The sequence below is a fragment of the Sulfobacillus thermotolerans genome (genome assembly GCF_039623705.1).
GTDB classification, from domain to species: domain Bacteria; phylum Bacillota; class Sulfobacillia; order Sulfobacillales; family Sulfobacillaceae; genus Sulfobacillus; species Sulfobacillus thermotolerans.
Map to the genome: position 1 here is coordinate 1,700,043 of NZ_CP133983.1, position 17,301 is coordinate 1,717,343.

The window sequence follows — 17,301 nt, forward strand, 5'->3', positions numbered from 1 at the left end:
GAGTGTGCACGATGAGTCAAACCTATTCACCGGAATTCAAGCAACAGATTGTTCAAGAAGCTCAAGACACGCAAAATGCGACATTAGTCGCTCGTCGTCATCAGCTGAGTCCATCCATGGTGCGTCGCTGGGTGCGTGAGGCGGTGAAGGCGGCCCACCATCCCCACGATCTCATGAGTCTAGTAGACGAAAATGAACGGTTAAAAAAATTACTTGGGGAAAAAGATCTGCAGATTGCTATGCTTCAAGATCTGCTGCAAAAAAGGGGGATCCGTCCGTGACAGAATTGTGTGAACACGTGATGGATTGGCATCACCGCGCTCCTCAGGTGCCCCTTCGCCGATGGTGTGCGACGGTTCGCCTTTCACGGGCTACCTTTTATGCGTGGCGTCATCGCCAACGCCATCGGGAACCGGATCGGCGCCATCAGGCGCCGGGTCGACCTCCGCGAGGATACAGCGTCACACAAAATGGCCAGAAAATCGCCGATGGCCAGATTATGGACTGGATTACCGATATTCTGACGACGGAAAATGCGGCCTATGGGTATCATAAAATCACATGGGTCTTGCGACGACGCTATCATCTACAGATTAGTTTCAAAAAGGTGTATCGCCTCCTTCGACAGTGGCGCTTATTATGGCCTCAGCGAAAACGCCGCATCCGGCATCCGCGCCGGCTGGCGCGGAACCGCATCATTACGGCTCCCAATCAGCTCTGGCAAACGGACATTACCTATGTGTATATTGCGGGTGAGGATCGGTTTTTATATCTCCAAGCCATTATCGATGTGTGTGACCGCATGATTATTGCCTACCACATGGGACTCCATTGTCAGGCGACGGATGTTGTGCGAACCCTAAAACACGCGGTGATCCAGCGTCAATCGGAATGGCAGACGCCTCCCGTTCTGCGGACCGACAATGGCCCCCAGTTTATCGCCGAGGCATTCGAAACGGCTTGTGCCACCTATGGTCTGGAACATGAACGCATTCCGGTGGCCACGCCGAATAAAAACGCCTTTATTGAGTCGTGGCATGCTCAGTTGGAGCGCGAGTGTCTCACTCAAGAATTTGCCACATATGGCGAGGCCTATGCGGCGATAACACGATGGATTGCCTTTTATAACCAAGATCGGCTGCATGGGAGCCTAGAATTTTGGTCCCCGGCGACGATGCGACAACGAGTCGCGGGAGGGCAAGCGACCTGGATGCCCGTCAAAGTGTAGAAAAGCTAGCGACTTTTGCACTGGGGGACAGGGGCGAGGTGACGCCCTGGCCCCTGTCCCCCAGTCCCAGCCCGTAGGGCTGATAGGATGTCCCAATGCGTATCCGCGTGAAAGAGATCGCAAATGTCCAAATTTGGGGGGCGGAATCGATCGGGCTAAGGCTTCCGCGCTGAGGTGCCAGCCCCAGTCCTCTATCCGATCTGTCAGATCCATGGATCGCCGGCCGTAGGCCGGCACCCAGGGATCCAACCGTTCGCAAAAAATCTCGCAGTCGCAGGACGGATTGCGACAGCAAAAGCGGCGGACCTTGAGTTCCACACGCACGGGGAATCCGCGCCACGGTCGATCGCTGACGGTGCGCCGATAGTGGCTCTGGATCTGATCGGCAGCCTGTCCGCACCCAGGGCAGAGACCGGTCGGTGTCGTCCGGGTAAAATGCAGTATGATTGTCGGCCCCTCGTCGGTAATCTCGGTACACCGTGCACCCGGAATTTTTGGTAAAATATGCATGGGACATGTTCTCTCCTTGTCAAGGGGGTTGGAAGCATGTCCTCTTCTTCGACCATCAACCGCCAAATTCCTCCTGATCAGCAAAAGTGCCGGAGAGCCATTTCTATTTGGCCATATACAAACGCGGCGTCCTAGCGCATCACCCCCTCCTCCGTCGGAGCACATGGCGGAGGGCGGGTAGGGCCTGGCCTTTTGTACGGTCCCCGTCGGGCCCGCCGCCGAATACGGCGGCATCGGGGTGACAACAAACAAACACCATCACGCAGTAGGTACCGCGTGACAAAGTACACCATGGTTCGACCAACGCTGTAAGAGCCGTTTTTATTTGGCCATATACATCCACAACAGCGGATGTCGCTTTCCGCGGGGACTAACAGGCATGGCAACGCTTTCGAGCACGGCAAGGGCACCGTGAGTAGTGTCCTCATCGGGTCCGCGTTTGATCGGGTTCTTAATATTGTGCACCCCATCGCGATCTAGCGCTCTCCCTCTCAGCGCTGATTCGAGCCTGGTATCCGCTGGATTTGTCCCTGTAAAAACTGCTGCTAGCGTTTGATATGTCGGGTCAAGGTCCCGGTCACCGGGCCGGAGGGGATGTCTTGACGCGGCATCATTGCATACCGTATATTGAAATTAGCTAATTACGTATATAACATACATCACGGGAGGGATAGAAATGGTCATCGATCGGCGGAGCGACACCTTAACCCACCCCACCCGGGATATGCGTCACGCCATGTGGAATGCTGAGGTGGGAGACGACTGCTACGGCGAAGATCGGACCGTGACATTACTGAAACGCCGATGTGCAAACCTGTTTGCGCAAGACGAAGCGGTCTTCATGCCTTCCGGCACGATGAGTAATCAAATCGCTTTGAGAGCATCCACACAACCGGGGGATGAAGTCATCCTTCATCCGAATTACCCCATCGCTTTTTTCGAAAGTGCACAAACGGCAGATCTGGCCAAGGTCGTCTTGAACCCGCATTATACTACTAACGGCCTGTTGACAGTGGTTGATATTCAAGAGGCACTCGAGGCCAAACCGCGTGGCTCCTCTTATGCTAAGCCTACGCTTATCGCAATGGAAAACACCATCAACGCTTACTCCGGCATGATCTTCCCCTACGCAAACTTAAAAACCATTCGGGCTTTTTCTCACGAGCATCATCTCCGCGTACACGTAGATGGTGCCAGATTATTTAATGCCATGATCGCGACGTATCTATCATCACAGGCCTATGGATCGGTTGCGGATTCTCTTACCGTGTGCTTCTCAAAAGGGTTGGGCGCTCCAACCGGTTCGATACTCATGGGAGATCGCGTCTTTGCGGAACGCGCTAAGACATTCCGGAAATGGTACGGGGGTGCCCTACACCAATCGGGAATCTTCGCGGCTGCCGCGCTGTATGCCTTAGATCATCATGTTGACCGGTTAGCGGAAGATCACGATCAGGCAAAAATCCTCGCCACAAAGATCCAGAATATTCCCGGACTTGACTTGCCCTACGGGCTACCCGCCACGAACATTGTGATGTTTGATACGCAGAAACTCGGGCTCCCTGCCACGGCCTTCGTCGAGGAATCCAAAAAACAAGGGATCTTATTGTTTCCGTGGTCGAAGTCGGTGGTGCGCGCGGTCACCCATCTCGGTATTGGGCGGCAGGATGTGGATGTAGCGGCCGACGTGCTCTCCCGGGTCGGCCGTCAATTTGGAACCAGGCAGGTGTTAGCCACGTGAGAGCACCGTCGGTTCCACCGCGGGGGTTTATCGGTATTCGCAGCATGAGCAGTGTTGCCTATTATATGGTGTTCCCGTATTTGGGTCTTTTTTTCAGCGAACAGTTCACGACCACGAATGCCTGGAAGATTGGGATTATTGTCGGGGTAGCCGTGTTCTTTACGCGGTCCGGAGCAATTGTGATGCTCGCACCCATCCAGCGGTGGGGGGGAAAAGGGGTCCTCATGGCCGCTTATATCGTAGGCGCCATGTGTTTGTTGGCGATTGATTGGTTTCTGTTTCCATTTTTTATTGAATGGCTTATCGCTGCGGCCATACTCGGCATCGCGTTTGCCGCGGGCACGCTGTCCATGAAGACATGGCTGGCGAACGCGGTGGTCGACGCACTACTGCCTCGGGCCTACGCGGCGCTAAATTGGGCGGCCAACTTCGGGGCCTTCTTTGGGCCGCTGGTCGGCGGATGGTTAATTATTGGGCGTTCCCGTCTGTTAATCATGTGCGCCGCCGGAAGTCTGCTTATCACCGTCGCCCTCGCGGCATTCATGCCCCATTCGAGCGACGGGCCCCACGTCGCCGATTCGCAGCGACCGTCCCCGTCCATGACGGGTTTCCCGCGCCGCCTTCCTGTGCGGTTCGTCTTATTTCTCCTCGCAGGGTCTCTCACGTGGTTTGCGTATGCCCAACTATTTATCGTATTCCCCACCTATATCCACGGTCATCTTTCCGAGCGTTTCGTCGGCCTCTTGTTTGCTGTCAATGCTCTGGGAGTGATCGGATTGCAACGAGTCGTGGCACATTATGTGCAGGGGCGCGGCAGTCTCACCGCAGGCCCGCCGTGGGGACTGCTCATAGCCTCCCAATGTCTTCTAGGCGCCGGACTCATGAGTTTGAACCTGACCCCGATATGGGGCGCGTACGGGGCCATTACGGGTATTGTGCTGTTCACCGGGGCGGAGATGATTTGGAGTCCCTATTACGATGTGCTGGTGGTGACGCTGCGGGAATCCCTTACCACCTCCGGAGCCTTTGCGTACTCGGGACTTTTTTGGGGCCTTGCCGAGTCCCTCGGCGCGGGGACGGGCTTGGCGGTGATGTCCGTCCCGCAGGGTCCGTCGCCTATGATCCTGGGAGGACTCGGCGCTTTAGGCGCGGCAGGAGTGCTGGGGATCCTAGGCCGCCGCAGTATGGCGCATCCCTTTGTTCCGCCACACAACAACGAGGAGGCTTAATGAATGTGAAACACTTAGCCGTAATTGAAACGAATGCGACCGGTCATGGCGTCTACGCGCTAAAGGTCGCCCACTCCTTGGGATATCATCCCCTCTTTCTGACACGCGACCCGTCGTTTTATGGCGAGGCATGGGATGACATCGCCCGCTACGCCGCCGACATCATCCGCATCGACACGTACGATGTCGCCGCTATGGACCATTGTTTGCGGCAGCGAGAGCCGGTGCAGGGCATTATCGCCTTTGACGACTACCATCTTCTGCAGGCGGCGGAATTGGCGGCTCAACGCGGCCTGCCGCATGTCAATCGCGCGGGATTAGAGCGGTGTCGCAATAAATATCTGACGCGGAAACGGTTGCAGGAGGCAGGACACCACCAGCCCCACTATGTGGTATTGACCTCGACGCAGCCGATGCCCCACGAGTCTCCCTTCGGCTATCCTTGCGTGGTCAAACCGGTCGACGACAGCGGCAGTGTCGGCGTCACGCTGTGCCGGACTTCCGTCGAATTTCGCCAGGCCCTCGAACGACTGCGCCAGCGAGCCGTGAATGTCCGGGGATATCACCTGGCGGCTCAGTGGCTTGTGGAAGAGTATATTGAGGGGCCCGAGTACAGTGCAGAATTTATCTGGGACCAAGGCGCATGGCATCTTCTGGGCCTTACCCAGAAACGCGTATCGCGTCCGCCCTATTTCGTGGAATTGGGACATGGATTCCCGTACGTCTTCGCGGATGCGCTGCATACGCGCGTGGTGCAGCAATTAGACGCGTGGCTTGCGGGGATCGGCTTGCGCGGAGGTGCGGCCCATGTGGAATTCCGCATGAGGGGCGAGGAACCGATGTTGATGGAGATTAATCCCCGGTTAGGTGGCGATCTCATCCCGGACCTTATTCACCGTGTGATCGGTATCGACCTGGTGCAACAACAACTGCGTTGGGCCATGGGAGAGGAGACGCCTCGGTGTGGGGATCCCGTCGTCTATCACGGTGCCTGCGCGATCCGCTTTATTGTCCCCCCGCGCCCCGGAGTCATCCGAGCTATCCACAACACGGCGCGGACCCCGCACAACCCGACAGACGTGGTCATCCGAGCGCTCCCCCTGACTGTGGGACTCGCGACCAACAGCTATGAACGTCTCGGTTACGTCATCACCTGCGGGGAGAGCCTTTATGACGCGGAACTGAGCGCGGAAAACCAGATGGCGGCACTGCACTTTGAATGGGAGGCATAGGGATGCAATGGATCGCCTTAATTGGAGCCAGTGAGCAAGGAATTCGGGCCATCCGCACCTTGGGGTATGCGTGTGGCCTAGTCACGTTGCCGGGGAACACCCTGTCGGCAGAGCTGGTGGAGAATACCCAGATCATCGCGCCGTCTGTGGATCATACCGTGGAATCCATCCACGCGGCAGTGAAAGCATTGATAGACGTGCTGGGCTCCCCCCGGGCGATTGTCAGTTTTACGGAATTAGGATTGTGGCCCGCCGCCGCAATTTCTTTCGCCCGGCATCTCCCCACCAATACGCCAGCTGTCATTGCGGCAACCCGGAATAAAGCCCAGATGCGCGAACAATTGCGGCGCAATAAGCGGTTGGCGCTGCCTTACCTGGCCGGGACCCGCCGCGCCATTGTGGCCCAGTACGGCCAGAGGGCCTGGATAGGCTCTAGCCTTATCAAACCCCTCGAAGGATTTGGCAGCCAGCAGATTCATCCGATTACGTCGTCAGACCAATTTGATCAGTGGTCTCAGGAAGCGCCTCCGGATACCGCGTGGATCGTCGAACCCTTGCTCGATGGTCCGGAGTATAGTGTAGAGGCCGTGACCCATCAGGGTTCTCACTACATCTTAGGAGTGACGGCGAAACAGGTGAATAGCCATTTCGTTGAAGTCGGTCATGCGTTCCCTGCGCCCATCACCCCCTCCCAGCAAGCGGCTATCGAAGGGGTGGTGCGCGAAGCCTTGTCGGAGCTCCACGTCACCATGGGGGCTAGCCATACCGAAGTGATTTGGGACCGCCAACGCGGTCCCGTGGTGGTGGAAACGCATACCCGCCCCGGCGGCGATCACATTCCCGAGTTGGTGCAATTAGCGAGCGGATACGATCAATATGCCCTGGCCATTGCCAGCTGTTTAGCGGAATGGCCGCCGTGGCACCCACCGCATTACCGGCAGGCCGCGGTCATTACGTACTTCACGCTGCCCCCCGGATATTTGCACGGGCTCTTGAGCCATCCGTCCGCGGGGGAAAAGCCCGTGCGCGTGCAAATAGATGTTATGATAGGGGAGCGCATCCGGCCTTTGCAGGATTCATTTTCCCGCGTTGGCTATGTCTTGTGCACCGGAACCACGGTTGCCCAAGCCCAACACGTGTCGCAGACCCTCACAGATTCGCTGCATTTTGATGTAAAGGAGCTGCCCTTATGGCCGTAATCACCCAACCCACGGAAAGTCCTCAGATCACCATCACCACCTCGACCGTGTTTGAGGTTATGGCGAGCGCGCGGAGTGTCTACCTGGGGACAAGCGCGGAACAACCGCCGTACCTTCAGGATTCCACACTCCATGAGCACTTGGACTTTTTTTATTCCCACTTCGATTATGGTGCACAGCTCGCCGAATTGGCTATCGATTACCCCACCCATGATTCTTTTGAGGGATTTCTTGAGTATATTCACAACCTGCCCCCCACCAAGTTTCTGTATTACCTTCTCGGACGCTATCTTTCGGTGGACGAAGTCGAATCCCTTCACACCCAGCTCGGTGCATATGATATTGAACAGCTCCGCCGCCGTCTTGAGCAACAGGGGGGCCATCTCACGGAGGAATTGCAGCAAATCACGGCCGACCCCCTTCGGTACCGCGAACAATTGGTGCAGTTATGGCGCGCACATTGGGAGTGGATCGGCCCTCATTTAACCACCGCGGCCAGTCTGTGGGAACGTGCCATGGCCCAGGTGCAAAAGGATCTGGAAACCACTGACTGGGAGATCGTCGTGGAGCATTTATTGAAAGGGCGTCGGTTGCCTCCTCAATTCCCGCCAGGGACAATTCTTCGACGTCTCACCTTAATTCCTTCCGTCCATATGTCCTTGAAATATTTTATTATCTGGGGACTCGGCGCGGCGACCGTCGTCTTTGATGCCCAACCCCAACTCTTGGACTCTGACGGCCCTCTCGTGATGGCGACGCCTTCTCTTACCGGGATATTAAAAAGAACCAGTGCGCTGAGCGAACACACGCGATTAGCGATTCTCGCGCTGATTCATCAGGACCCTAACTTGCGCGCGGTCGACCTGGCCCACACCCTCAATGTAACCCAAGCTACGGTCTCCCGCCATCTTGCCATCTTGAAGGACGCGGGATTGATCCGCGAACAGCGGCGCGATCTCGGTGTGACGTTTGCGCTTGCCGAAGAGGGAGTGCAAAGCCTATCATCGGACCTGCTGCGTTGGATTCATAGCACGGGACGAGGCGCGTCCTGGTAAACAGGAAAACCGTCGTCGGGGGCACTTCGGGTCGTAGACCTCACGGCCACAACGCTGATTCCCCTCGTGTGGAGTATAGGGAGGGCAACTGGTAAGCCCTTGATCTCTCCATACCGCTCACAACGACTCGGCGTTGGCCATCGACATCCGCGGCAGCGGACCTAAAAATCCGTAGAAAAATCGTCCGGACAATTGGGTTCTTTATACTAAACCCACAACGAACTTTTTCTGGATTTTTTCTCCACTATAGTTGAAGAATTTGATGGGATTACATAGAGCCAGAGAGGCAAGGGCGCGAAGATATGAACGGTCCGGAATAGGCCACGTGGGATCGCCCTATGACCATGACGGGATTCCAAACGCTAGACCGGTCATGGGGAAAGCTTGGGTTGTGCTCGTCTGATCGCTATTGACGCAACCGTGTACGATCTGTGACCGGTTGGGGCATCATTTTCTCCGAACCGTGGAGGATTACGGCGCATAGAAAATCCTCACAAGCCATCACCAAAGCGAAAATGGCGGTGGCTCCACATTGTGGGGATCGCCGCCGACTTTCTCGTTCCCGGGAAATACGCGGCCGCGAGTTCATGGCATATCGTCACGACTACCACGCTGGCTCCCTCGTCGGACGTCGGCATCAAGCCTATAGCGTTCTCCCGCATTCCCAGTATGTTCCTGGGCTCAATCCGCTCCCCACGGCGGATCAAGGTTGGACCTATGTCAATAAAATGGACACCCAAAATGGAGACATTATCCCGATCACGCTGGATATGCCGCCTCAGCCTCGGGTGGAGTCTGATAATCTAGGGCGCTATGGACGCGCTGCCGATTATAGAAAATCTCGATAGCGGCAAAGATTGCTCGTTCGGCTTCCTCTCGGCTTCGAAATTTCGTCAGGTCAATGAGCTCCTTTTTCAGGAGGCTATGCCAGGATTCCATCAGGGCATTATCATAGCAATTCCCTTCCCGCCGGGCCCGGGCTTGCGCCCGGGGACTGGGTGGACGATGGCACCAGGCCTAAGACCCGCTTCGCGAGATGTCGAGAATCGGGCACATCTTCTGATCGAGACGGGGAAGCGGTGTTCATGAATGACCGGAACGATGACTTCCGATCGTGGGTGACGAGGCGCATCGCTGTTTTTCAGATCGCATTCTCCTCTTCGAGATCCCGAATGCGTCGTGGCCAATCGCGCAGGGCTTGGTCTTCCGCTTTCCGAGGCCCCCTCCCGACAAAGGGTTCCACCGGATCGCCCTTATACGCGGCAACCCAACCATATAAGGTCTTAGGGGGAATGCCCAGTTCACGCGCCACTTTTTTGTTGGGTCAACACGCGTGGAACCGCTTGTTCTTTAAACGCGCGATCCTATGGATTGGCCATCGGATTCACCTCAATGGAGAATGATTGTATCATCATGTCTCCATGCGAGGTGTCCACAATTTAGACTAACATCCAAGAATTTCCTGCTCAATATTAGTCGGTTGACGACTAAGCTCAGGAGTGGCGGTTCATACCGATACAGCTCGCGCTCTATCGGTGTGTGCCTCTGGAAAGTGCTTCCGGGCTCCGTCGCAACAGAGGCAGGAGAAAAGGAGACAGAGTCTGTCAGGACAACGTGCCCTGCCGTACGACGATCTGTCTCACACTTGCCCTTCAGCTGAGGAATTAATGCCCCCGAGAGTGATCGACTCATCGAAGCATTTGGAATGCGCCGGGGATCGGATCGCGCATTTCCAGAGCCTTTACACAGTGCCATGCGGCTTCCCGTTCGAGGATGCTGGGCGGCAGATCTTGCCCCTCCCTACTACAGCGAGTTAGGGCACACTTAAGGTTCTCGTAAGTCCAGCTCAATCCCATTCTTTATGGCGGCTGCCAAACCTTTCGGATTCTCCCACGCCATGGAATGACCCGCCTTGGGCACGACTTCAATGTGAATGCCGTGGTCCTTTAACACCTCCATGTCTGGGTCTGGCAACGAGTCTTCACCAAAAATAAATGTTTTAGGACAGTCTAACGCATAGAGAATGTCTCGCCACGAGGGACTCTGGCCCGCAATCACGGACTGAGCGGCGCGATAAAGTGCCAAGGGAAACGTTACTACACAACTGGCGGCCCACGTTTCGTTCCCGGTCTGTCGATTTTGCGCAAGAATCTCCTGAAAACCGCGATCGAGAAAGTCTTTCTCCGCATAGGCCGCAATCGCTTTGCTCGTGGAGCCGCCACCGCTGTCTAAATTGGCTTCGCTTAAAATGATCCTCGCAATGCGATCCCGATAGTGATCGGCAAACGACAGCGCCACGGCTCCCCCAAGGCTGTGACCAAAGAGAACGAATCGATCCACATCAAGAGACGAGACAAAGTCCACCAGATATTCTGCGTGGTCAGAGATGGTGTAGCCGAAATCATTCGGTTTATCACTGAAACCCGAACCCAGTAGATCGACGAGGATACGTCGGTGGTGTGCGAGCTGTGATTGACTGGCAACCTCGGGGTAGTCAAACGACCCAGCACAGCCTAACCCGTGAATGAATAGGATAGGAATGTCCTCTCCTGGCAAATCATGATACCGGATTCTTGAGTTTGACCCCTTCAATAGAAAGTCTCGCAAGGCGACCCCTCCCAAAAACTGAATGTATTACTCGACATAAAACCCGCGAGTCTCGAAGACTCACTCTTAGTGTCAAGATGAGCGACTCGACAGTGGGAAGCTAAACGTTACGAGACACTCAGCCCCGTTCGCGGATTAACCGACGATGATTGGGGTAGGATGGGGATGGCCTCGGCATCATCCCTGTGCAGTTTTTTTCAATGCCCGGTAGAGCGTGGTCCGCGACACATGAAAAGCCTGGGCCACCTCTGCCATCGTCAGGTCGGGATCTTGCAACTGCCGCTGCGCCATCCGAATCTGGTCGGCGGACAATCGCGGGGGCCGGCCCCCTATCCGTCCGCGGGCCCGTGCGGCCGATAACCTCGCCTGCGTGCGCTCCCGAATCAGCGCGCGCTCAAACTCAGCTAGGGCCCCGAAAATGTGAAAAATGAGCTGGCCGCCGGACGTCGTGGTGTCCATGTTTTCTTGGAGACTCCGGAATCCGATGCCCTCCGTGTGCAGTTGCTGAACGACTTCAATCAGATGCGCCAAGGACCGCCCCAGCCGATCGAGTTTCCAGACGATCAGAACATCCCCCGATCGCGCATAGCCCAGGGCCTCGGAGAGACCGGGGCGCTCAGTGGTGCTGCCGGACATCACATCCCTAAAGATTTTTTCACAGCCCACCTTTTGTGCGGATCTTAAGAAAGGCGCAGTTATGAGGAAACGCAGGTGGACTTAGCCGGTAATCACCGACGTGCTACAAACGACCGTTTTTGCACTGTCTCGTCCCCGCGATCTCCAAGCCTCGAAAATCGCATAGATGGTGTTGCAAAACTCTGTTGCAAAATAGCGTGTTTCAGAATAGACAGGAGACCTGAGTTCTGCAACACTAGAAGGGAGGGATTTGATGTTCATCGGATACGCCCGCGTGTCGACGGCCGAGCAAACGCTGGCCTTGCAAGAAGATGCGCTGCAACTGAGCATCATCTGCACGACCCCGTTTCAGAACGTAATCTCTTGCATGCTCTTTTTCACCGCCCGACTCCTGGATTTGTTGTCTTATGGCCCCGAAATTCGAAAAATCATGGCCGCCTTCCCTGGGCAAGATTAATAAAGCCCGACTTAGCACACGCCCATGCCGGGCGCACCAAACAAGGAGCCGTCACGATCTGACGGCTCCTTGTTTTTAAAGCCGCTATGCCCCCTTTGCCATGGGCCGAGACAACCGCCCCTGCGCAGACGACCGTGAATAAATATAACCGAGGAAAATCAATACTAGCCCCACAATATTCATCACCGGCAGAATGCTGAGACCCACACCCTGTGAAGCCATCGTACCGCCCGTACTCGCAATGAGGGCTCCTGCTGCGATTAAAAGATTGTAATAGCGCCGGGTTTTCCACCACGACCATAGGGCACCAAGGACGACAATGGTCCCACCAAGCGATGCCATCAACACATAGAACAGTTGCGTTAAGCCAATGATGCCACCTTTCCCGCCATTCAAAGCGAGCCACGAGCCATGAATAGCGGGAGGGGTGGCAATTGTTGCGATGATTAAGGCGATGCCCAACAACGACACAAACCACGCATAGGCCTTCGCCAGCCCTTTCTTAAAGGCCAGAAACGCCGTGCCAACCGACATCGATCCCACAAGGCCCGCAGACGCCACGATGTAGATATCATAAATAGGAAGATTCCAGTGACTATTCACCGTCAGCGCTTCGGCTAGATAGGCCAGCGTGTATAGGCCAAAAGAAATCGTCCACCACAGGTAAAATGGGGCGTGGTGCGTCTGGTAACGCTTTACTAACGCGCCAGCAAATATCAATGCTAAAAGGGCCGCAAGAACAAATAATCCGGCTGTCATCGTCATCCCTCTTTCCGCTTACGCAATACATGCCTTTGGTCAACAACAATCTAATATTGTTGTATCACACGTTATGAAGATTTCACTATTCTTTCCTTATTTAGCGGTCCGGTTCCTACTCGCGGCAACCGTGATGGTTATGATGGCGTTGGCCCGGCCCGGTGGCCGGAACAAACTCGTCAGTTTCCACGTATTGAAGGTGGGTTTTGCACTCGGCGTACTTTTATTTTTGAGCTATGCCCTGCAAACTTTGGGCCTTCAAAGCATCGAGCCCGCCATATCGGCCTTTTTGACAGGCCTAAACGTCGTGTTGGTTCCCTTGTTGGCCATTCCGCTCCTTGGCCTTTCCGCATCCAGACGGACATGGTTCGCCGTATTCACGGCCCTGTTGGGTTTAGCCCTCTTAGATGGTGTAGCATTTCTCAGTCATTGGTCTCTGGGGTCCCTCTATACCGTAGGATGCGCAGTGTTCATCGCTTTACAAATTATCTATGTCGACAAATGGGCTCCAGGTATTGATCCTCTTGCGCTCGCCACCGTGGAAATCATCACAGTGGCCCTTTTGAGCCTAATAACCACACTGTTTTTACACACGCAAGCTTGGAGCCCCATATCAAGTTGGCTGCATCCCATGGTCATATTCGCCGTGGTTCTAAATGGACTTTTCGGCACCGCTTTTGCTTATTGGGCTCAAGCGCACTATCAGCAAAAGACCTCCGCATCCTATGTGGCATTAATCTTTACGTTAGAACCTGTGTTCGCTGCTATTATAGCGGTCCTTTTTTTGGATATACATCCGCCGCGTAGAGGCGGTCGCTAATCGTTCTTGTGAGTGGGCTGCCGTGGGTTTATTGCTTACCTCTTTGTACTCATTCACTGCGCATATTGGATTTCCACCTTGCATGAGAACTAGACACCAACATAGTCACCATCATGCTAGATGCCTGACATTCTTGCTGATCTTATTGCTCGTTCTGGGGACGATCGGCGCGGCGCTGGTGCCTCTTCCTAGCCGGGACGGTCTTGCCGATCACGCTGGCGGTGGCCTATGCCATTGCGCGCCAGAGTCCCCTCAACGTCCTCTTAACGGATGCCTGTATATGGTCAAATAAAAATGGCTCTCCCGCACTTTTGCTGAAAGATAGGCAGAATGGGAGCATGGTCCTTGCCGTGTGGTTCGAATGGTGCCGAATAGGTCGACGAGGATCTCGTCAGCCCCTCTCGGTGCGGCCCATGACGGTGGAAGTTCACGCGCTGCCGCCGTCTATCCCAGGGCAACGCCGAGTCCCCATGGATTGTTTAGCGTTGTCCTACGATTGGTTGTGTAAAATGCGCGCCCGTAACAGATCGAAATCGGCCCGACCAAACATGACGCGCTTGAGATACTTGATCTGGGTATTAAATCCCTCAGTCATTCCTTGGCTCCATGATTCTGTCAGACCCGCGTGCACCGCCGCCCAATCGGCCTCGAGCCCCTTGGCAAACCGCACGATCTCCGGAATGGCACTCGCCTTGGCTCCCCGAATCCAGGCCGCCAAGGCTTGTCCATGCCGATGGGTCACCATCGTGTGAAATTGATGGACTAAGGTCCAGACCTGGCGATAGACGGGCGAGGCAGCCATCAGGTGACTCAAGAGAGTGGTCGCACTGCGCGGCCACGCCGGGAAGGGCACCATAAACCAGGCGACCCACGTCCGCCGGGTTATCCGACGACGAGGCGGCGAAGCTGCCGTCTTATCTTGGGTGCGCCGCTGGCGCAGCCAGCGGGTCACGGTCGACGGGCTCACCGGATGACCGGCGTCATGTAAAGCGGCGGCCACCGCTTTCGCGGTTCGCGTGCCGTCAGCCCAAAGCCGTTCCAGGAGTGGAGTACACGTATCCAGCATATGAGGGGACGAAGCGCGGTCGGAGGTCACCGGGGCATCCTGTGCGTCGAGATATTTGCGGATCGTTTTGCGATCATAGCCGGTACAGCGTGCGATTTCGGCGACCCGGTAACCCGCGCTCGCGAGTGCGTGAATCTCGGCGTAGCGTTCCTGTTGGTGCATCACCCCCCGAGGGAGAGAGGTGGACGAGTCGCTGAGAGGGTTCGGCGCGGTGGGAGCCCGAATCGGCGGAGGAACGCGCGTGACGACGTCCTGGATCGCGTCGCTCAGATTCTCCAACAGGTGCCACCGATCCGCAATCTGCCGGGCGCCCGGCGCCCCGTCACGAATCGCTTTCCCATAGCCTTTCGCCCGGTCGCGGCTCACCACCGTGATGCCGGGATGGGCAATGAGCCATTGCGCGCTCAACTGGCGGCGGTGCAGGCGGGCCGCTGCTTTTGGTGTGGCCAGCCATGGACCGCGACGACGGTGTCGGTGGAACATGTCGTGCCCTATGCCTCGGCGCTGTGGGCGCACGCCCCTCGGTTGGAACAACTGCTGAGCCTGCGATTGAGCCATCAGGCGTGCAATCACGCCTATAACGCCTGGCGGCTGACCCAAGCGGCGCCGCGGCTCGCGGCGCTGGACACCCGATTACTCCGCCAAGTGCGTCAGGGCATTGCCCAGAGTCCCACCTTGCAATTGGCGGCCTATCATCATTATCGCGCGGTATAAGGAGGTCATGCTGATGTCCCAGCCCCCCGTTACTGCCCCGTGGTCCACGGCGGCGCTCCAACAGGCCCACTGGGCGGCCACGCTGGCCGATCCCCCCAAGTTTAATCCCCACGAAATTCGCCTCTCGGAAGCCGGACAATGTGCCCGGCGGCAGACGCTGCGGGCCTTAGGCGTCGTGCCAACGCCCCCCACGCCCCGGGAACTCGCGATCTTTGAGACCGGCCATTGGGCGGAAGACCGCATTGCGGCGCTGTGGGAGCCGCAGTTTCCAGGCCAGATTCAACGCGAAGTGGAGGTCGTGACCGACTTTGGCGTCGGGCATATTGACCTCTGGATCGATCCGATTGCGCATCTGGTCGAATGCAAAACCACGACCGAAAAGCGGATCCCGGATTTACCGTTGCCGGCGCATGTGGCCCAGGTCACGTTATATCTTCACTTTTATGGCAACGCGCGCGGCGCGACCGCGGAAATTAGTTACTGGATCAAAGAGACGGGCGAAATCCGGTCGTATCCGGTCGTGTATGACCCTGATTTGGCGCGGACCTTGGTCGTGGGATTGATGGAAGTCCAATTGGCCATTACGGTGCTGAAAACGCCGCTGCCCATTCCTGACGACTATCAAGCCACCCATTACCCGTGTGCGTGGCACACCCCGCAGGGCTTGCGACGCTGCGGCTTTTGGGACGCGTGCTGGGGATCGCAAATCACGACGACGCACGACGCCGCGGCCTGTGTCGCGGTCGCGCCCCCGCTCGCGGCGGATGTGGCCGAATATGCCACCTTACGGACCGAACAGCAGGCGCTCGAAGCACATCTCGAGGTGCTGAAAACGCGGCGGCAATCGCTGGAGGCCACGTTTCGCGAGGTGCTGGCCGCGCATCAGGCCGCGGCGCTGCAAGCCGACGATGTCCGCCTCAAACGGACCGTCATCCCTGGCCGCACGACCACGGATTGGAAAGCCGTGGTGGCCGATGGCGTGGTGTCCGAGGCGGCGCTCCAGCCGTATCAAAAAACCGGGGCCGCGTATGACCGGTGGACCGTGCAACACCCGATTCCCACCAAATCCCGTAGGAGGCGATCCTCATGACCAATCCCTTTACCCCGGCCGTCAAACACCGCCATTTTTTGCGGATGGCGTTAGTCGGCCCGGCCGGGACGGGCAAAACGTATACCGCCTTGCGGCTCGCGCAGGGCTTGGGTGCGCGCATTGCGGTGGTCGACACCGAACATGATTCGGCGTCGCTGTATGCGCCCTTGTTCGCCTTTGATGTGCTGCCCTTAGGCAGCTTTGCCCCACAGGCGTATTTGGACGCGATTGCCGCGGCCCGCACGTACGGCTATGACGTGCTGATTCTCGACTCGCTCTCCCATGCCTGGGCGGGCAAGGACGGCATCCTCGAGCGGCAAGCGAAGGCCGCGGGCCCGGACCAATGGGGCAACGACCGGCTGGCCTGGCGCGCGGTGACCGCCGAACACAACGCGTTGATCGAGGCCATTATGCAGGCGCCGTTGCATGTCCTCGTGACATTGCGGTCCCGCGTGGACTATGTAGTCGAGACCGACGCGCAGGGCAAAGTCACCGTGCGGAAAGTCGGGTTGCGCCCCATTCAGCAAGACGGGCTGGAGTTTGACCTCGATGTGGTCGGCACGCTCGATGAGGACCATACCTTGACGATCACCAAAACCCGATGCGCCGCGCTTTCGCGGGGGGTCTTTCCGGAACCGGGCGCCGAGGTGGCAACCCTCTTGCGGACGTGGCTCCAGGACGGCGCGGATCCGTTGGTGGACGACGCCGCGATGCAGACGTTAGGCGCCTGGGTGAAGGCGCATCCGGTCAGTGTTCCGGAGTTGATGCGCCGGATTAACGGGATTTTGCACACGACCTATCAGAATCCCCGGGAGTTAACCCAACCCGAGTTTGCCCGGGTGATGGCGGCATTGACCCAAGACACGCCGGCCGATCCCGCGGCGTCGGCCTAAGCCCCCCGCCTGCCGGCGGGGGCGTCGACAGGCAGCTTCGCCTTATCACAATCGAAAGGAGTGGA

The 17,301-nt window shown here is 56.9% G+C and carries 20 protein-coding genes; 13 read left to right on the top strand and 7 right to left on the bottom strand.

The window, feature by feature from the left end:
• Positions 1 to 11: 11 nt before the first annotated feature.
• Together ORD20_RS08665 and ORD20_RS08670 are read left to right on the top strand one after the other, a co-directional pair.
• The gene (locus ORD20_RS08665; protein ID WP_173677068.1) at positions 12 to 281 is read left to right on the top strand and encodes a transposase; all 270 of its coding nucleotides are present in this window, start codon (positions 12 to 14) and stop codon (positions 279 to 281) included.
• Positions 278 to 1,228 (top strand): IS3 family transposase, encoded by a 951-nt coding sequence (locus tag ORD20_RS08670; RefSeq protein ID WP_103374604.1) that lies wholly within the window; start codon positions 278 to 280, stop codon positions 1,226 to 1,228. The genes ORD20_RS08665 and ORD20_RS08670 overlap by 4 nt, the downstream gene beginning before the upstream one ends.
• On the opposite strand, the gene ORD20_RS08675 is transcribed toward ORD20_RS08670, so the two are convergent.
• Positions 1,151 to 1,972: a transposase family protein gene (locus tag ORD20_RS08675; protein WP_430626698.1), complete on the bottom strand. Its 822-nt coding sequence runs from the start codon at positions 1,970 to 1,972 to the stop codon at positions 1,151 to 1,153. The genes ORD20_RS08670 and ORD20_RS08675 overlap by 78 nt on opposite strands.
• Before the next feature lie 442 nt (positions 1,973 to 2,414).
• On the opposite strand from ORD20_RS08675, the gene ORD20_RS08680 reads away from it, so the two are divergent.
• The 6 genes from ORD20_RS08680 to ORD20_RS08705 all read left to right on the top strand — a co-directional run bounded on the left by ORD20_RS08680 (position 2,415) and on the right by ORD20_RS08705 (position 9,042).
• Positions 2,415 to 3,479, top strand: a complete 1,065-nt coding sequence (locus ORD20_RS08680; protein ID WP_103374603.1) for a threonine aldolase family protein — start codon at positions 2,415 to 2,417, stop codon at positions 3,477 to 3,479.
• On the top strand, positions 3,476 to 4,708 hold the full coding sequence (locus tag ORD20_RS08685; RefSeq protein ID WP_146038982.1) for an MFS transporter: 1,233 nt from the start codon (positions 3,476 to 3,478) through the stop codon (positions 4,706 to 4,708). The genes ORD20_RS08680 and ORD20_RS08685 overlap by 4 nt, the downstream gene beginning before the upstream one ends.
• Complete coding sequence (locus ORD20_RS08690; protein WP_103374601.1) at positions 4,708 to 5,940, top strand: ATP-grasp domain-containing protein; 1,233 nt, start codon at positions 4,708 to 4,710, stop codon at positions 5,938 to 5,940. The genes ORD20_RS08685 and ORD20_RS08690 overlap by 1 nt, the downstream gene beginning before the upstream one ends.
• Before the next feature lie 2 nt (positions 5,941 to 5,942).
• Positions 5,943 to 7,139, top strand: coding sequence for an ATP-grasp domain-containing protein (locus tag ORD20_RS08695; protein WP_158246176.1), 1,197 nt, complete (start codon positions 5,943 to 5,945; stop codon positions 7,137 to 7,139).
• On the top strand, positions 7,130 to 8,194 hold the full coding sequence (locus ORD20_RS08700) for an ArsR/SmtB family transcription factor (RefSeq protein ID WP_103374599.1): 1,065 nt from the start codon (positions 7,130 to 7,132) through the stop codon (positions 8,192 to 8,194). Before ORD20_RS08695 ends, ORD20_RS08700 begins: the two co-directional genes overlap by 10 nt.
• Before the next feature lie 587 nt (positions 8,195 to 8,781).
• On the top strand, positions 8,782 to 9,042 hold the full coding sequence (locus tag ORD20_RS08705) for a hypothetical protein (protein ID WP_173677067.1): 261 nt from the start codon (positions 8,782 to 8,784) through the stop codon (positions 9,040 to 9,042).
• Here the strand turns inward: ORD20_RS08705 and ORD20_RS08710 are convergent.
• The 4 genes from ORD20_RS08710 to ORD20_RS08725 form a co-directional block, all read right to left on the bottom strand.
• Positions 8,954 to 9,133, bottom strand: coding sequence for an integrase core domain-containing protein (locus tag ORD20_RS08710; RefSeq protein WP_369825228.1), 180 nt, complete (start codon positions 9,131 to 9,133; stop codon positions 8,954 to 8,956). The genes ORD20_RS08705 and ORD20_RS08710 overlap by 89 nt on opposite strands.
• A 202-nt stretch (positions 9,134 to 9,335) precedes the next feature.
• Complete coding sequence (locus ORD20_RS08715; RefSeq protein ID WP_369825227.1) at positions 9,336 to 9,506, bottom strand: transposase; 171 nt, start codon at positions 9,504 to 9,506, stop codon at positions 9,336 to 9,338.
• A gap of 512 nt (positions 9,507 to 10,018) precedes the next feature.
• Complete coding sequence (locus ORD20_RS08720) at positions 10,019 to 10,801, bottom strand: alpha/beta fold hydrolase (protein WP_103374597.1); 783 nt, start codon at positions 10,799 to 10,801, stop codon at positions 10,019 to 10,021.
• A gap of 177 nt (positions 10,802 to 10,978) precedes the next feature.
• Positions 10,979 to 11,467 (bottom strand): recombinase family protein, encoded by a 489-nt coding sequence (locus ORD20_RS08725; protein ID WP_255398091.1) that lies wholly within the window; start codon positions 11,465 to 11,467, stop codon positions 10,979 to 10,981.
• A 223-nt stretch (positions 11,468 to 11,690) separates the two neighbouring features.
• On the opposite strand from ORD20_RS08725, the gene ORD20_RS08730 reads away from it, so the two are divergent.
• Complete coding sequence (locus tag ORD20_RS08730; protein WP_207654614.1) at positions 11,691 to 11,894, top strand: hypothetical protein; 204 nt, start codon at positions 11,691 to 11,693, stop codon at positions 11,892 to 11,894.
• An 84-nt stretch (positions 11,895 to 11,978) separates the two neighbouring features.
• Here the strand turns inward: ORD20_RS08730 and ORD20_RS08735 are convergent, their stop codons facing one another.
• Entirely contained in the window at positions 11,979 to 12,653 is a 675-nt protein-coding gene (locus tag ORD20_RS08735; protein ID WP_103374595.1) for a hypothetical protein, read from the bottom strand.
• Between the two features lie 73 nt (positions 12,654 to 12,726).
• On the opposite strand from ORD20_RS08735, the gene ORD20_RS08740 reads away from it, so the two are divergent.
• Entirely contained in the window at positions 12,727 to 13,473 is a 747-nt protein-coding gene (locus ORD20_RS08740) for a DMT family transporter (protein ID WP_430626098.1), read from the top strand.
• A 490-nt stretch (positions 13,474 to 13,963) separates the two neighbouring features.
• On the opposite strand, the gene ORD20_RS08745 is transcribed toward ORD20_RS08740, so the two are convergent.
• Positions 13,964 to 15,022, bottom strand: a complete 1,059-nt coding sequence (locus tag ORD20_RS08745) for a transposase (RefSeq protein ID WP_430626099.1) — start codon at positions 15,020 to 15,022, stop codon at positions 13,964 to 13,966.
• Here ORD20_RS08745 and ORD20_RS08750 point away from each other — a divergent pair.
• From ORD20_RS08750 to ORD20_RS08760, 3 genes are read left to right on the top strand one after another with little or no spacing between them, the layout of a single operon-like run.
• Positions 15,014 to 15,253, top strand: coding sequence for a hypothetical protein (locus ORD20_RS08750; RefSeq protein ID WP_430626100.1), 240 nt, complete (start codon positions 15,014 to 15,016; stop codon positions 15,251 to 15,253). The genes ORD20_RS08745 and ORD20_RS08750 overlap by 9 nt on opposite strands.
• Positions 15,254 to 15,266: 13 nt before the next feature.
• A complete protein-coding gene (locus ORD20_RS08755) occupies positions 15,267 to 16,343 on the top strand; it encodes a hypothetical protein (RefSeq protein ID WP_430626101.1) in 1,077 nt (358 codons plus the stop codon).
• Complete coding sequence (locus ORD20_RS08760; protein ID WP_430626102.1) at positions 16,340 to 17,236, top strand: ATP-binding protein; 897 nt, start codon at positions 16,340 to 16,342, stop codon at positions 17,234 to 17,236. Before ORD20_RS08755 ends, ORD20_RS08760 begins: the two co-directional genes overlap by 4 nt.
• Positions 17,237 to 17,301 lie beyond the last annotated feature (65 nt).

What these genes read in the sequence shown, in the direction of transcription:
- ORD20_RS08665 (WP_173677068.1), top strand. Translation starts at nt 12, where the DNA reads ATGAGTCAAACCTATTCACCGGAATTCAAGCAACAGATTGTTCAAGAA.
- ORD20_RS08680 (WP_103374603.1), top strand. Translation starts at nt 2,415, where the DNA reads ATGGTCATCGATCGGCGGAGCGACACCTTAACCCACCCCACCCGGGAT.
- ORD20_RS08700 (WP_103374599.1), top strand. Translation starts at nt 7,130, where the DNA reads ATGGCCGTAATCACCCAACCCACGGAAAGTCCTCAGATCACCATCACC.
- ORD20_RS08740 (WP_430626098.1), top strand. Translation starts at nt 12,727, where the DNA reads ATGAAGATTTCACTATTCTTTCCTTATTTAGCGGTCCGGTTCCTACTC.
- ORD20_RS08745 (WP_430626099.1), bottom strand. Translation starts at nt 15,022, where the DNA reads ATGTTCCACCGACACCGTCGTCGCGGTCCATGGCTGGCCACACCAAAA.
- ORD20_RS08705 (WP_173677067.1), top strand. Translation starts at nt 8,782, where the DNA reads ATGGCATATCGTCACGACTACCACGCTGGCTCCCTCGTCGGACGTCGG.
- ORD20_RS08730 (WP_207654614.1), top strand. Translation starts at nt 11,691, where the DNA reads ATGTTCATCGGATACGCCCGCGTGTCGACGGCCGAGCAAACGCTGGCC.
- ORD20_RS08695 (WP_158246176.1), top strand. Translation starts at nt 5,943, where the DNA reads ATGCAATGGATCGCCTTAATTGGAGCCAGTGAGCAAGGAATTCGGGCC.
- ORD20_RS08760 (WP_430626102.1), top strand. Translation starts at nt 16,340, where the DNA reads ATGACCAATCCCTTTACCCCGGCCGTCAAACACCGCCATTTTTTGCGG.
- ORD20_RS08710 (WP_369825228.1), bottom strand. Translation starts at nt 9,133, where the DNA reads ATGGAATCCTGGCATAGCCTCCTGAAAAAGGAGCTCATTGACCTGACG.
- ORD20_RS08755 (WP_430626101.1), top strand. Translation starts at nt 15,267, where the DNA reads ATGTCCCAGCCCCCCGTTACTGCCCCGTGGTCCACGGCGGCGCTCCAA.
- ORD20_RS08675 (WP_430626698.1), bottom strand. Translation starts at nt 1,972, where the DNA reads ATGCCGCCGTATTCGGCGGCGGGCCCGACGGGGACCGTACAAAAGGCC.
- ORD20_RS08735 (WP_103374595.1), bottom strand. Translation starts at nt 12,653, where the DNA reads ATGACAGCCGGATTATTTGTTCTTGCGGCCCTTTTAGCATTGATATTT.
- ORD20_RS08690 (WP_103374601.1), top strand. Translation starts at nt 4,708, where the DNA reads ATGAATGTGAAACACTTAGCCGTAATTGAAACGAATGCGACCGGTCAT.